The following is a 13390-nucleotide window of genomic DNA, read 5'->3' as shown; positions in this document are numbered from 1 at the left end:
GCACCGCGTTCGGCCAATCGGCCAACGCCGGTCATCTCGTCACGCAGATACCCCGGCAACCGGAGCCGGGCCGCTTAGACTCTGAGGGTGAGCAGCTACGCAAGTCTTCTGAAAACGCCGGGCGTGGCCCGGCTGATCGGAGCCCAGCTGACGGCTCGACTCCCCTTCGGAATGCTTTCCCTCGCCTTCCTGATCCACATCGAACGATTGTTTGACTCCTATACGGCCGCCGGGCTCGTGCTCGGCGCCATGAGCATCGGCCAGGCCGTCGCCGGTCCGCTCACCAGCCGGTTCATGGGCCGGTGGGGCATCCGCCCGGTCATCGTCGTGACGCTCGTCGTCTGCGCCATCTCGATCATCGCGATGGCCGTCGTGCCCATGGGCATTCCCCTGTTGATGGTCATCGGTCTCGTGGCGGGACTGGCAACCCCGCCCATCCAACCCGCGGTGCGCACGATTTACCCGAAGATCGTCAACTCTCGCCAGCTGACTCCCCTGTTCTCACTGGATGCCTCGGCGCAGGAGGTGATCTGGGTGCTCGGCCCCGTGATCGCCACCTTCGTCGCCATTCAGGTGAGCACCGTCGCCGGCATCCTGCTCGCGGCCGTGTTCCTCATCGGCGGCGGCATCTGGTTCCTCGTGCTGCCCGAGGTGGGCCGGGTACGTATTCCCCGCAGCCGCCGCAAGCTCGGCGTCGTGCTCAAACGCCCGGCCGTTCTCCTCAGCACCGTCGTCGGGTTCATGCTCGTGGCGGCATGTGCCGCCCTCGAGGCGGGAATCGTGGCCGTGTTCGGACACGGCAACGCCAATTCCGGTTGGGTCCTGTGCATCTTCGCCGTGGGCTCCCTCGTCGGCGGGCTCGCCCTCGGCCACGCACCGATCGGCCCATGGGCGCTCGCGAGCCGCATGCTCATCATCACCGTCGGCATGGCGGCAGCCGGCATCTGGCTCAACTTCGCCTGGCTCGCCGTGACCCTGTTTCTCGCCGGCATCGGCGTCGCTCCGGCGTTCGCGGTGTTGTTCGGAATCGTTTCGGCGAGCGTAAAATTCAGCGACACGGCGGAGGCCTACGGCTGGATCGGAACGGGCCAGCTGATCGGAGCGGCCATGGGTTCGGCGTTCGCCGGCTTCGCCATCGACCAGTCCGGAGCCGCCGCAGCCATCTTCCTCGCCGCGGGCTTTGCGGGCCTCGGTTGCATCATCCCCGCGCTCGGGCGCCGCTGGCACCCGGACTTGCGCGGCCGGGACCCCAGTCCCATCCCCGACACCGAACCGGTCCAGGTTCAGATCTCCTAGCGTTTAAGGCACGGGCGACCTGCGACGATAGAGCATGACCTCTTCCCCGCTCCTGACGCTCAACGACGGCCACTCCATCCCACAGCTGGGACTCGGCGTCTACAAGGTCGCCGATGACCTCGCTGCCGAGACGGTGCAGGTCGCCCTGGAGGCCGGCTACCGGCACGTGGATACGGCCGCACTATACGAGAACGAAGTCGGCGTGGGGAAAGGCCTGGCCCGCGCGGGACTCCCCCGCGCCGACGTGTTCGTGACGACCAAGGTCTGGAACGACCGCCACGGCTACGACGAGACGCTGCGCGCCTTCGATGAGAGCCTCACCAAACTCGGTCTGGACTACGTGGACCTCTACCTCATTCACTGGCCCGCTCCCCGGCAAGATCGCTACGTCGACACCTACCGGGCGCTCGAAACGCTGCGCGCCGACGGTCGCGCACGGTCCATCGGAGTCTCCAACTTTCACACCCACCACCTCGACCGGCTGCTCGCCGAGACCGCGGTCGTTCCGGTGATCAACCAGGTCGAGTTGCACCCGTGGCTGCCGCAGACCGACGTGCGCGAGTATGACGCGGCCCACGGCATCCTGACCGAGGCCTGGTCGCCGTTGGCCCGCGGCCGCGCCATCGGCAACCAGACGCTCGATCGCATCGGCGCCAAACACGGAAAGTCGGCCGCTCAGGTGGTGATTCGCTGGCACCTGGAGCTCGGAACCGTGGTCATTCCCAAATCCGTGACGCCGCAGCGCATTCGCGACAACCTGAACGTGTTCGACTTCGCGCTCGATGCGGAGGACGCGGCCGCGATCGCGGATCTCGAGTCCGGCGAGCGCACCGGCAAAGACCCGGATCTGTTCGACTAGGCCCGTTTACCAGCGCGGGTGGATCGCGTCGCGCAGCAGACGATCGTAGATGTCCTGCACGCCCTCGTTGAATTCGAGGCTGAGATCCTCGGCCTCCCCGGCCCGTGCGTTGCCCTGCGCCTGCGCCACCGATCGCGCACCCGGAATGACAGCGCTCACGCCGTCGACCTGCGCCACCCAGGAGAGCGCGGCCTGCGTGGCGGTGACCCCGGCCGGCGCGAGTGCTGCGAACTCGGTGGCCGCCTGCAGCCCCACCTCGAAATCCACGCCGGAGAAGGTCTCGCCCACGTCGAAGTGGCTGCCGTCGCGGTTGAAATTGCGGTGGTCGGACTCCGCGAACACGGTCGCCTCGGTGTACTTGCCGGTGAGCAGCCCACTGGCCAGGGGAACTCGGGCGATGATGCCAACGCCGGCGGCCCGGGCGGCCGGAATCACCGCGTCGAGCGGCTTGAGACGGAACGCATTGAACACGATCTGCACCGTGGCCACTCCGGGTCGCTTGATTGCGGCGAGCGCCTGCTCACACGTCTCCACACTCACGCCGTAGCTCTCGATCACCTGCTCCGCCACGAGGGCGTCGAGAGCGTCGTACACCTCGTCGGATTCCAGGACGGAGCCGGGCGGGCAGTGCAACTGCACGAGGTCGAGTCGCTCGGTGCGCAGGTTGCGGCGGGAGCGATCGGTCCACGCTCGAAAGTTCGCGAGAACGTAGTTCTCCGGCACCTGATCGACGCGGCGCCCCATCTTCGTGGCCACGGTGATGTTTTCACCGGGTGCATCATGCTCGAGAAACCGCCCGATCAGGCGTTCGCTGCGCCCGTCGCCGTACACATCTGCGGTGTCCAGGAACGTGACACCGGCGTCCACGGATGCCGCGAGCACGCCGAGCGCGTCGGCCTCCGTCACGGCGCCCCAGTCGCCGCCGAGTTGCCAGGTACCCAGCCCCATCACGGAGACTGCTCGGCCGGTGCGTCCCAAGATTCTTGTCTGCATGGAACGAGTTTATGGTCTGGGGCGGGCGGAGCGCGCGTCACGTTTGACGGCAATCTTCCGAGAGGCGCGTCCGTGCGATTTTCGCTTGCCGATCCGGAATGCGTGTGGCGATTTTCGGCCCCGTCCTTGACTATCTTGAACACCACTGTATAGATTCTATCTCATACATTAGTGTACGACTTAGATTCTCGGAGGCATACCTTGCGGAAGCACGATTCCCACCGCACGCGAACCGGACGGGTACTGCGCCGAATCGGCGCGGTGGCGGCCGTAGCGGTGGGCCTGACCCTGGCATCCACGGCAACCAACCTCGCCCTGGAGCAGCACGAACGCGCGACAATGAAGCCCTACGGTCAGCGGATACCCGTCGTCGGCGGCGAAATCAACGTCTACGAGCACGGGCATGGCGACACGACCATTGTGCTGCTGAGCGGATACGGCACGCCGGCCCCAGCGGTGGATTTCGCGCCGCTGATCCGCGAACTCGGCGATGACCACGTGGTGGTCGTCGAGGGCTTCGGCTACGGATACAGCGACCAGCACGCCGCGCCGCGAACCGTGGAGAACATCACGGCGGAGCTGCACTCCGTCGTGTCGACACTGGGCATCAGCAAGCCGTTCGTGCTGGCCGGCCACTCTCTTGCGGGCTTCTACACCCTGTTCTACGCCAATGCCTACCCGGAAGACGTCTCGGCGGTCGTGGGAATCGACCCCACGGTACCCGCCTCCACGTCCGGCGCCTCGGGAAGTTCCGCCGCCGCGGGCGGTTCCGGCACCTCGGGCAGTTCCCCGAATGTCGGCCGCCTCGTGTCGACGACCGGTTTGATGCGCTGGGCGGGCGCGATCGCCCCCGACCTGGTCGAGCCCCCGGGTGACGCTTTCAGTGCGGGCGAGCTGGAGCGCATCCGTCTGATGACCAGCTGGAATTACAGCAACGCCGCCGTTGCCGATGAATGGAACGAGATGGGAGCGAACGCAGCCAGGCTTGATGGGCTCTTGTACCCGCCGCACCTGCCGGTACTGACATTTCTCTCGTCGGAATCGGTCGATTCGATTCCACACTGGTACGACACTCATGAGCGGCAGGTGCGCGGCAGCGATCACCACGAACTTCAGGTGCTCGACGGTGGCCATTACCTGCACTGGACCCAATCGAAGGCGATGGCCGAGAAGATCACGACCTTCCTGACGGCGAACGTTCAGGTCCGGTGACGCACCTGCCGGGGGCGCCGCGACGGTCCCCGGGCGGGGCCCTCCGAACCGTGAATGTGCCCCTCCGGTTCGACATCGCGCGGTCGAGCGAGTTGGATAGACGTCACACCAAGCGAATACGGGAGTAATCATGGCACGCGAACTGGCGGACATTGTGGTCCCGGACCTCACCGGGAAGCTGGCCGTCGTCACGGGCGCCAACAGCGGTCTCGGCTTCGGCCTCACCGGTCGGCTCGCGAAGGCGGGTGCCGACGTGATCCTCGCGATCCGCAATCAGGCCAAGGGCGAGGCCGCCATCGAACGCATTCTCGCGCAGACGCCGGATGCGAAGCTCAGCATCCGTCACATCGACCTCGCGTCCCTGAAATCCGTGGCGGCATTGGGTGCGCAGCTCAGTGACGAGGGCCGCCCGATCGACATTCTCATCAACAACGCGGGCATCATGATGCCGCCGAAACGCGAGGTCACCGAGGACGGCTTCGAGTTGCAGTTCGGTAGCAACCACCTCGGCCACTTCGCTCTCACCGCGCACCTGATGCCGCTTCTGCAGGCGGCCGGCGACGCGCGCGTCGTGAGTCTCAGCAGCCTGATCGCCCGCACGGGACGCCTCGACTTCGACGATCTGCAGGGGCGAAGCTATCGGCCGACGCGTGCCTATGGCCTGTCCAAGCTCGCTACCCTGATGTTCGCCCGTGAGCTCAACCGCCGCAGCATCGCGGCCGGCTGGGGAATCCGCAGCGTGGCGGCGCACCCGGGGGCGACGGCCACCAACCTGCAGATCACCGGCCCCACTCACGGCGGGGCGTCGGCGCGAGCGATGCTTACGCTGACAGAGGCGACCCAGCGCATCGGCTGGATGTGGCAGCAGATTCCCCAGGGAATCCTGCCGGCACTGTTTGCCGCGACCAGTCCCACGGCCGCCGGCGGCGGCTACTACGGCCCCGACGGTTTCGGCGAGCTCACCGGAGGCCCCTCCCCCGCGCGCATGCCCTCGCGCGCGCTCAACGACGCCGACGCAGACCGGCTGTGGCGCGCATCCGAACATTTCACCCGGCTGACGTTCCCGAGTGTCGTCCCGGCCTGACCGACCGCCGCACCCGGCCTGGCCTTCACGCCTCATTCGCAGCGGCCCGCTCGTCGGTGCCTAGTTCAGGAGATCGTCCGCCCTGCCGACCGTCGGCCGCACTCCTCGGCGGGCGGCCAACGCCGACCGACGCGGATCTCCTGAACTAGCCACAGGCACCGGGGAATAGTCAGCGCCCCTGGCGTGCTGCACCGAGCATGAAGCGCATCGGATTTCTCTCCTTCGGCCACTACCAGAGCGTGCCGGGCTCCCAGGCCCGCACCGCAAGCGATGCTCTGTTGCAGACCATCGAGCTCGCCGTGGCCGCCGAAGAACTCGGCATCGACGGCGCCTACCTGCGCGTGCACCATTTCGCGCGTCAGTTCGCGTCGCCGTTCCCGCTGCTCTCGGCGATGGCCGCACGCACGAGCAGCATCGAACTCGGCACCGGCGTCATCGACATGAGATACGAAAATCCCATGTACATGGCGGAAGAGGCGGCCATCACCGATCTCATCAGCAACGGCCGCCTGCAGCTGGGCATCAGCCGCGGCTCGCCCGAAACCGCACTGCACGGCTACGAGGCCTTCGGTCATGTGCCCGCAGCAGGCAGCACTGACGCGGATGACGCCCGCGCCCGCACCGCCGTCTTCCGCGCCGCGATCAGCGGGGCCGGCATGGCCGCGGCCAACCCGCAGATGACCGGCAACTCTCGACTCCTCGCCATCGAACCGCAGTCCCCGGGCCTGAGCGAGCGCATCTGGTGGGGCGCCGGCACCCGCAAAACCGCCCAGTGGGTCGGCGAACAGGGCATGAACCTGATGAGCTCGACCCTGCTCACCGAAGACACCGGGGTGCCGTTCGGCGACCTGCAAGCCGAACAGATCGCCATCTACCGGAAGGCCTGGGCCGATGCCGGGCATGCGGGAACCCCGCGGGTGTCGGTGAGTCGCAGCATCATGCCCATCGTGAACGACCTCGATCGCGCGTACTTCGGCCGCGCGGCAGCGGCGGGCAGCGAAGACCAGGTCGGGCACCTCGACGGCGGGCTCGCCCGGTTCGGCAAGAGCTACGTCGGCGAGCCTGCTGCAATCGTCGAGCAGCTCGAAACGGATGCCGCGGTGCACGACGCCGACACCGTGCTCGTGACCATCCCCAACCAGCTCGGCGTGGACTACAACGCGCACCTGCTCGGCACGATAGCGCAGCAGGTCGCCCCCGCCCTCGGCTGGCGCTGACGCCCGGCCGGGGCCGGTCCACGCACGGCGGCAACCGCTGAGACAAGGTCCGCGGCGGGACTACGAGCGAACGGATGCGGCCGCGTCGACCGCCGCCGGGGCATCCGTCTCGATGACGCGCACCAGAACCCGCGCGAGGCCCCGGCGAATGATGTGGTCGTTCGCCTCGACGCGGTGCATGGTGACGTGACGCATGCGCTCGATCACGGTCAGGCTGCCGAGGGCGATGAACTGGTCGAGTGCGCCGTAGACCACGTCGATGGGCATGTGCAGGCTCGCGATGTCGCTCACCACGGTCTGCGACTCGATGCAATGCTCGAGCGATTTCACGAACGGCGTCCACGTTGTGGTCGTGATCTCAAAGACGCCCTTGGGCAGGAGATGCGAAATGATCGCCGCATTGGCGAGCGTGAAGTCCCGATTGGTGCGCAGGTAGTCGTAGGCGCGCAGGTACGCCGCAACCCGGGCGCGGGTACGGGCGTCGCCAATGTCCTGCGGAGACGTGTAGACCGGCGGCCCGACGAGCACGAGCCGACTGACCGGGCCATGGCGCGTGAGCCGATTCCACAGAGATCGCGCGGTGCCCCGTCGGTTCAGAGCGGCATAGCGGGTGCTGATGAGGCTTCCCAGCGAATGTCCGACCAGCAGAAATGGCTCCCGAAGCTTGAGTGAGCGGATGGTCGCCGCCAGCGCCGCCACATGGTCCTCGAGCCGATACTCACACCCGTCCGGTGCCGGAGATTCCCCAAACCCGAGGATGTCGATCGCGATGACCCGATGTCGCGGCTCAAGAAGCGGGATCACGTCCTGGAACGTCACCGACGAGGATGCGATCCCGTGAACCAGGATGACCACCGGGCCGGACCCCTGGTCCGCGGCAATGTGCAGGAGCGGTGCGCGGCGCCGGGGTGGACGGAGGGGCCGGCTTCGCCCGGCTCCCCCCATCGACCTCTTCATATATCAAGTATCGTCGCGCAGCTGCTCCTTGTAGTCATTCTTGGCCTTCGTGGCGTCGCGCTCGGCCTCGGCCTGCTTCACCTTGGCGTCGGCCCGGCCTTCCTCGACCTTGTCTTCCATCGATTCCCGAGCGTCGTCGACCGACCGACCGATCTTCTTACCGGTGGCGTCGAGCGCATCCTTGGCGTCGTCTAGAATTCCCATGTTTTCCTCCGAAATATGCGAGTTGCAGTGGACAGTAGAGCTGGCGTCTACGCCGAAGCGCCGCCGACCCAATGACCATACTTCGAGTCACTCAATCGAGTCTGAATTGTGATGCGTCTCCCAGAAATCGGGCAGACAGCGGTGTTCCGAGGGGGAATACTTGTGAATATGAGACGATCCTGGGCACGTACCGGAGTACTGACCGCAGTCGTTCTCTCTGCGCTTCTTCTTGGCGGCTGCACCTCAGACAGCGGCGGGTCCAGCAGTTTCAGCCAGGACAGCGCCCCGAACCTGGGCGTTCCCGAGCCGGGCATCCGGGACGAGAACGCCGGCGTCTCCGCCGACGGGATCACCAGCGAAGTGAAGACCGCCAACCGTGATGTCATCACGACCGGGTCAGTGTCGATCACCGTCTCCGACCCGATCAGAACCGCTCAAACGGCGGTGACACTCACCGAGCAGGCAGGTGGGCGGGTGGATTCCCGCAACGAGATGCCGGCGACCGACAACCAGCCGGCCAGCGCAACGCTGGTGTTGCGTATTCCCTCGGATGTCCTCGATCGCACGCTCACCGAACTCAAAGCCCTCGGCACCGTGAACTACGTGTCGCTCAATGCCACCGACGTGACGCAACAGAGTAAAGACCTCGATGCGCGAATCACGGCCCTGCAGACGTCAGTCGACCGGCTCCTCTCCCTCATGAGCGCCGCGAGCGACACCGCGGATCTCATTTCGATCGAAGGGGCTCTCTCCAGTCGGCAGGCAGATCTGGAGAGCCTCCTCTCGCAGCGCAACCTGCTCGCGGACCAGATCGACTATTCCACCATCTCACTCGATTTCTACGAGGACGGCACCGTCGCCCCCGGCGCCCCCGGCGATTTCTGGGGCGGGGTCGTGGCGGGATGGACTGCCCTCGTCGCCGCCGTCGGGACGGCCGTGGTAGCCCTCGGCGTGGCTCTGCCCTGGATCGGCGCGATCGCGATTGTGGGTCTGATCGTGCTCCTGATCGTGCGCTGGTTCACACGCAAGCGCAAGGCTGCGTAGGCTTAGCTGAGTGTTCGAGTTTTTCTTTGCAGTACCCCTGAGCGCGGCGAGTCCCGCGCGCACTGATTTCGCTGCGCCTGCCGTCGCGCGCCGTTCCCCCGGTTCCCCCGGATGAACGACCTCACCGGGGCGATTCCGCTGGATCATGCCGCCTACACGCGAGCGGTCCTCGACCTCACCATGCGCCTCGCCGAGGTGATCTTCACCGCGGGTGCCGGCGCGGAAGACGCGACGGCCGCGATGGAAGCGCTCACTCGGGCCTACGGCCTCAAGGGCACCGACGCGAACATCACGCACACCATCATCACGCTCACGATGGAAGACCAGGCCACGCACGAGTCCATCACCCGCAGCCGAAACGTGAAGTATCGCACGCTCGACTACAACAAGCTCACCCACACCTCTGAGTTGATTGCGGAGCTCATCGAGCACCCGGTGGATATCGCCGAGGCCCGCAAACGCCTGGCCATCATTGTCAGCTCGAAGCCCCAGGTCACGGTGCGCTATCGCCGCCTCGGCTGGAGCATCGTCGGGTTCGGCGCCGCCGCGTTGATCGGGGGCGGTCCGATCGTGATGATTGCCGCCTTCGTCGCAACCTATCTCATCGACCTCATCACGTCGACGCTCGCGAACCGTCAGGTTCCGCTGTTCTATCAAACGGTCGCCGGCGGGGCCATCGGGCCCCTGTCGGCCGGAGTCGTGCACTTCGTCGAGCCGACGGCCAATTCCTCCATCGTCGTCGTCGCGACGATCATCATGCTCCTGGCCGGGGTGACGACGTTCGGCGCCGTGCATGACACCCTCTCGGGCTTCTACCTCACCGGAACCGCCCGAATGGTCGAGGCCGTGCTGATCACCGGCGGGCTCGTCACCGGAGTGGCCGGGGCCTCGCTGTTCGTGAGTCGATTCGGTCTCGACCTCAGCGTCGAGTCGCGCTGGGAGCCGACGCTCGACGACCTGCCCCTGCTGCTCGTGGCATCTGTGGTGATTGTCATCGGTTTCGCCCTTGCGGTGCAGGTGCCGTGGCGCGCGTTCTGGGTAGTATGCCTGCTCGGCGCGCTCGCAGAGTTTCTCTACCTGCTCGGGGCGGTCGCGGGATTCGGCCTGGTCTGGGCCTCGGGCATGAGCGCAATCGGTGTGGGGCTGGCGGCGTCTGTCGCCTCACGGCTGGTGCGCACCCCGCCGCTCGTTATCGTCGTCACGGCCCTCGTGCCGCTCGTGCCGGGACTCATTCTTTTTCGAGGGCTGCTCCAGCTGTCCAACGGCGACATCAACGGGCTCCTGAACCTGTTGACGGCCGCGGCGGTGGCTCTTGCCCTCGCCGCCGGCGCCATCCTGGCCCAATACGTCGTTCAGTACGTGTGGGGCCCGGCACGACGCCTGCAGCGACGGTTCGTGGGACCGCTCATGGCCTTGCCGGTGCGCTTGAGCCGCACGGGCGCCAAACGCATCTAACCGGTCAGTTTTTCACGTCGGGTTCCGCGTCGACCTCGGCGTCGGTCTCGGCGTCGAACCGGTACGGAACCGGCTCGACCGTTTCATGACCGCGACGGTAGGTGCGCATGATCACGCTGCCGTCGTCCACGGCCTCGAGCACCACCGTGTCCTGGTATTCCCCGTCCACGTACTCCAGGTCGAGTTCCAGTCCGCCCGCGATGGGGTTGGGGCCGTACAGAACGGCCTTGTAGGTGGCGATACCAGTCATGGTCCCTCTTCCCTGTCGTGCGTCCGGTGGGGGTCATGGACGCCTCGTGCACCGCCAGCATACGGCGACAGCGCGCGGATGCACAGGGGCGTTTGTCACTCCCCCGTGGATTCAGTGGCTTTCATCAGTGATTTCCCGAAAGCCAAAGTGGTGCCGGACCGGTCGTTTCCGCGTATTCTTCATGTGACGGGGCCGAAGGGCTCCCCGCGAAGGAGTGCACATGGCTGACAAATCACCCAAGAAGGATGCGACCAAGAAGGTCGCCGACAAGTCGCTGAAGGAGAAGAGGGCCGACAAGAAGGCCAAGTCTGAAGAGACCGCCTCCAGGGCTCGCAAGAGCTAGGTTCCTTCTCGCTGACATAGCATCGAGGGTGTCGCCACGGTTGTGGCGGCACCTTTTTGTTCTCCGTTTCATGCCCGAAAGGCGCGCACACGATGACCTATCCCGCCGAAGACACCGTCGTCAGCTACCCCACGGGATCCGTGGAGACGGGGGCGACGGTGCTCCACGTGGACGCGCTGCCCGATGGTCGCCGCGCGGTGCTGCTTGACGTGACGAGCGTGCACCCGGTCGACGCGGGCTGGCCCGACCAGGGCGCCGACCACGCCGTGCTCCGCGCGGGCAGCGTCGACACACCCGTGCTCGACTGCGTCGTCGGCGCGACGGACGGCATCGCCCTGTACCTCGGACGTGGCATCCCCGTGGGCAAGGGCAGCGAGGGCTGGGCCTTCGTAGTGGTTCATGTCGTCGCCGGCGATTGCGCCCTGGCCGACGGCGATGCGGTCGTCGTCGCCGTCGACGCCGGGTTCCGGGCTCGCACGTCGGCGGGGCACACTGCCTGCCACCTCGCGTCGCTCGCCCTCAACCTCGCGGTAGCGAACCGGTGGAAAAAGGAGCCCCGCGCCGACGCGCTCGGCACGCCCGACTTCGATGGCACCGCCATCGACGTCTCGCTGATCACCGAGAACGCCTCCACCGACACATATCGCCTCGGAAAGTCCCTGCGCAAGAAGGGCTTCGTGACCGAGGGTATCGATGACCACCTGCCGGCGCTCACCGAACTCATCAACGCCACCCTGGCCGAGTGGGTGGCAACAAATGCCGAGGTGCACATCGACCGGGACGGCGACCGCCTCACCGACCGCCGCTTCTGGGTGTGCGCGCTTCCCGGGCGGCCTGTCAGCATCCCGTGCGGCGGCACGCACGTCTCCGCTCTCGGCGAGCTCGGCAGGGTGCTGGTGACCCTCTCGACCCATGATGTGGAGGGCACGAGTGTGCTCACGATGGTGACCACCGTCGACGCGGCGGCGTCCCGCTGACCTATCGCCGTATACCGCCGCGAGCGGATGTCGGCCGCGGGCCCGCGCGCTCGTCCGGCATCCAGAAGGCCGCGGCCAGGACGCCAACGGCGGCAACCACAATGGCGATGAACACACTCGTGGAGGCCGCCTCGACCGCGGCCGGGGTGCGTTCGCCGGTGCCGGAGGCGAGGATCGCGTTGGCGACGGCTCCGAAGATGGCTACCCCCACGGCGCTGCCGATCGACCGGGAGAACAGGTTGGTGCCCGTGACGACGCCGCGCTCGTTCCACGGCACGCTGGACTGGGCCGCCACCAGGCTCGGCGTGGCGACGAGGCCGAGCCCGAGGCCCACCACGAAGCAGCTCAGGCCCACGACAAGAAGGCTGGGGCGTCCGCCGAAGACGGCGAGCAGGCTCGCGCCCGCAATGACGAGCACCACTCCGAGCAGCACTGTCGTGCGAAACCCCACGCGGAGGTAGATCCGGCCGGACAGCGTCGCCGAGATCGGCCAGCCGATGGTGAGCGTCGCCAGGGTCAAACCGGCCACGAGCGGCGAGCTGCCGAGGGATCCCTGCAGGTAAGTGGGCACGTAGGACGTGAGGCCGATCAGGATCGCGCCGACGCCGAGACTGACCAGGGAAGTGGACAGCAGCAGCCGCCGGGAGATCACCCAGAGCGGCAGCACGGGCTCTCCTGCGCGGGTTTCCGCCCAGACGAACCCGGCGAGGAGCACTCCGCCGAGTGCGAAGGCTCCGACCGACTGTGGTGAGGTCCACGCCCAGGACTGCCCGCCTTCGAGTACGGCGAGAATCAGCAGGGTGAGCGAGAGAGTGAGCAGTGCGGCACCGAGATAGTCCACCCGGTGCCGACGCTTCTCGATCGTCTCGTGGAAGCTGCGCCCGAGCAGCCACGCGGCGAGCAGGCACAGCGGAATGTTGACGAAGAAGATCCAGCGCCACGACAGGAATTCAGAGAAGACGCCCCCGAGGGTGGGGCCGACGACGGCGGAGACCGCCCAGACGCTCGCGAGGTAGCCCTGCACCTTGGCGCGTTCGGCGACGCTGTAGATGTCGCCGGCGATCGTGACGGCCATTGGCTGAACGGCGCCCGCACCGAGGCCCTGCACCGCGCGGAAGGCGATGAGGGCGGGCATGCTCCAGGCAAGCCCGCACAGGATCGACCCGAGCAGAAACAGACCGATGCCCACGAAGATGATCGGCTTGCGACCCACCGTGTCGGACAGTTTCGCGTACAGGGGTACCGACACCGCCTGCGCCAGCAAGTAGACCGAGAACAGCCACGGAAACTGCGCAAACCCGCCGAGGTCATCGACGATGGTGGGCACCGCCGTGGCGAGTATCGTCGCATCGATCGCCACAAGCCCGGTGGTGACCATGAGCGAGATGAGGATGGGGCCGCGCTCGGAGCGAAACCCCACGTCAGACATGCACACAGCCTAGGGCAGCGTCCGTTCGCAGCAGTGTCGGCCGCGGCCCATGCCGGCGTTCCCAGAAGCA

14 protein-coding genes are annotated in these 13390 nt (G+C 66.8%); 9 read left to right on the top strand and 5 right to left on the bottom strand.

Going from position 1 to position 13390, the window contains the following annotated elements:
• The first annotated feature begins 87 nt into the window (after positions 1 to 87).
• Entirely contained in the window at positions 88 to 1296 is a 1209-nt protein-coding gene (locus tag AC1MB9_RS02370; protein ID WP_479963443.1) for an MFS transporter, read from the top strand.
• A gap of 34 nt (positions 1297 to 1330) precedes the next feature.
• The gene (locus tag AC1MB9_RS02365; RefSeq protein ID WP_479963442.1) at positions 1331 to 2155 is read left to right on the top strand and encodes an aldo/keto reductase; all 825 of its coding nucleotides are present in this window, start codon (positions 1331 to 1333) and stop codon (positions 2153 to 2155) included.
• A gap of 6 nt (positions 2156 to 2161) precedes the next feature.
• On the opposite strand, the gene AC1MB9_RS02360 is transcribed toward AC1MB9_RS02365, so the two are convergent.
• Positions 2162 to 3148: an aldo/keto reductase gene (locus AC1MB9_RS02360; protein WP_479963441.1), complete on the bottom strand. Its 987-nt coding sequence runs from the start codon at positions 3146 to 3148 to the stop codon at positions 2162 to 2164.
• A gap of 201 nt (positions 3149 to 3349) precedes the next feature.
• On the opposite strand from AC1MB9_RS02360, the gene AC1MB9_RS02355 reads away from it, so the two are divergent.
• From AC1MB9_RS02355 to AC1MB9_RS02345, 3 genes are all read left to right on the top strand, one after another.
• The gene (locus AC1MB9_RS02355) at positions 3350 to 4360 is read left to right on the top strand and encodes an alpha/beta hydrolase (protein WP_479963440.1); all 1011 of its coding nucleotides are present in this window, start codon (positions 3350 to 3352) and stop codon (positions 4358 to 4360) included.
• A 130-nt stretch (positions 4361 to 4490) separates the two neighbouring features.
• The gene (locus AC1MB9_RS02350) at positions 4491 to 5444 is read left to right on the top strand and encodes an SDR family oxidoreductase (RefSeq protein ID WP_479963439.1); all 954 of its coding nucleotides are present in this window, start codon (positions 4491 to 4493) and stop codon (positions 5442 to 5444) included.
• 197 nt (positions 5445 to 5641) lie between these two features.
• Positions 5642 to 6661: an LLM class flavin-dependent oxidoreductase gene (locus AC1MB9_RS02345; RefSeq protein WP_479963438.1), complete on the top strand. Its 1020-nt coding sequence runs from the start codon at positions 5642 to 5644 to the stop codon at positions 6659 to 6661.
• 60 nt (positions 6662 to 6721) lie between these two features.
• On the opposite strand, the gene AC1MB9_RS02340 is transcribed toward AC1MB9_RS02345, so the two are convergent.
• The gene (locus AC1MB9_RS02340; protein WP_479963437.1) at positions 6722 to 7618 is read right to left on the bottom strand and encodes an alpha/beta hydrolase; all 897 of its coding nucleotides are present in this window, start codon (positions 7616 to 7618) and stop codon (positions 6722 to 6724) included.
• A gap of 3 nt (positions 7619 to 7621) precedes the next feature.
• The gene (locus AC1MB9_RS02335; RefSeq protein WP_479963436.1) at positions 7622 to 7822 is read right to left on the bottom strand and encodes a hypothetical protein; all 201 of its coding nucleotides are present in this window, start codon (positions 7820 to 7822) and stop codon (positions 7622 to 7624) included.
• Positions 7823 to 7990: 168 nt separating this feature from the next.
• On the opposite strand from AC1MB9_RS02335, the gene AC1MB9_RS02330 reads away from it, so the two are divergent.
• Together AC1MB9_RS02330 and AC1MB9_RS02325 are read left to right on the top strand one after the other, a co-directional pair.
• The gene (locus AC1MB9_RS02330; RefSeq protein WP_479963435.1) at positions 7991 to 8866 is read left to right on the top strand and encodes a DUF4349 domain-containing protein; all 876 of its coding nucleotides are present in this window, start codon (positions 7991 to 7993) and stop codon (positions 8864 to 8866) included.
• Positions 8867 to 8977: 111 nt separating this feature from the next.
• Positions 8978 to 10321 carry a threonine/serine exporter family protein gene (locus tag AC1MB9_RS02325; RefSeq protein WP_479963434.1) on the top strand — a complete coding sequence of 448 codons (1344 nt, stop codon included), beginning with the start codon at positions 8978 to 8980 and terminating at the stop codon, positions 10319 to 10321.
• Between the two features lie 4 nt (positions 10322 to 10325).
• Here the strand turns inward: AC1MB9_RS02325 and AC1MB9_RS02320 are convergent, their stop codons facing one another.
• Positions 10326 to 10571, bottom strand: coding sequence for a hypothetical protein (locus AC1MB9_RS02320; RefSeq protein WP_479963433.1), 246 nt, complete (start codon positions 10569 to 10571; stop codon positions 10326 to 10328).
• A 220-nt stretch (positions 10572 to 10791) separates the two neighbouring features.
• Here AC1MB9_RS02320 and AC1MB9_RS02315 point away from each other — a divergent pair, with 220 nt between their 5' ends.
• Positions 10792 to 10914, top strand: a complete 123-nt coding sequence (locus AC1MB9_RS02315; RefSeq protein WP_255408738.1) for a hypothetical protein — start codon at positions 10792 to 10794, stop codon at positions 10912 to 10914.
• A 92-nt stretch (positions 10915 to 11006) separates the two neighbouring features.
• Positions 11007 to 11891 carry an alanyl-tRNA editing protein gene (locus AC1MB9_RS02310; protein WP_479963432.1) on the top strand — a complete coding sequence of 295 codons (885 nt, stop codon included), beginning with the start codon at positions 11007 to 11009 and terminating at the stop codon, positions 11889 to 11891.
• A gap of 1 nt (position 11892) precedes the next feature.
• Here the strand turns inward: AC1MB9_RS02310 and AC1MB9_RS02305 are convergent, their stop codons facing one another.
• Entirely contained in the window at positions 11893 to 13320 is a 1428-nt protein-coding gene (locus tag AC1MB9_RS02305; RefSeq protein ID WP_479963431.1) for an MDR family MFS transporter, read from the bottom strand.
• Between the last annotated feature and the right edge of the window lie 70 nt (positions 13321 to 13390).

Source organism: Cryobacterium sp. AP27 (assembly GCF_056680495.1).
The sequence above is the reverse complement of the archived record's forward strand: the minus strand, read 5'-3'. Positions and strand labels throughout refer to the sequence as shown.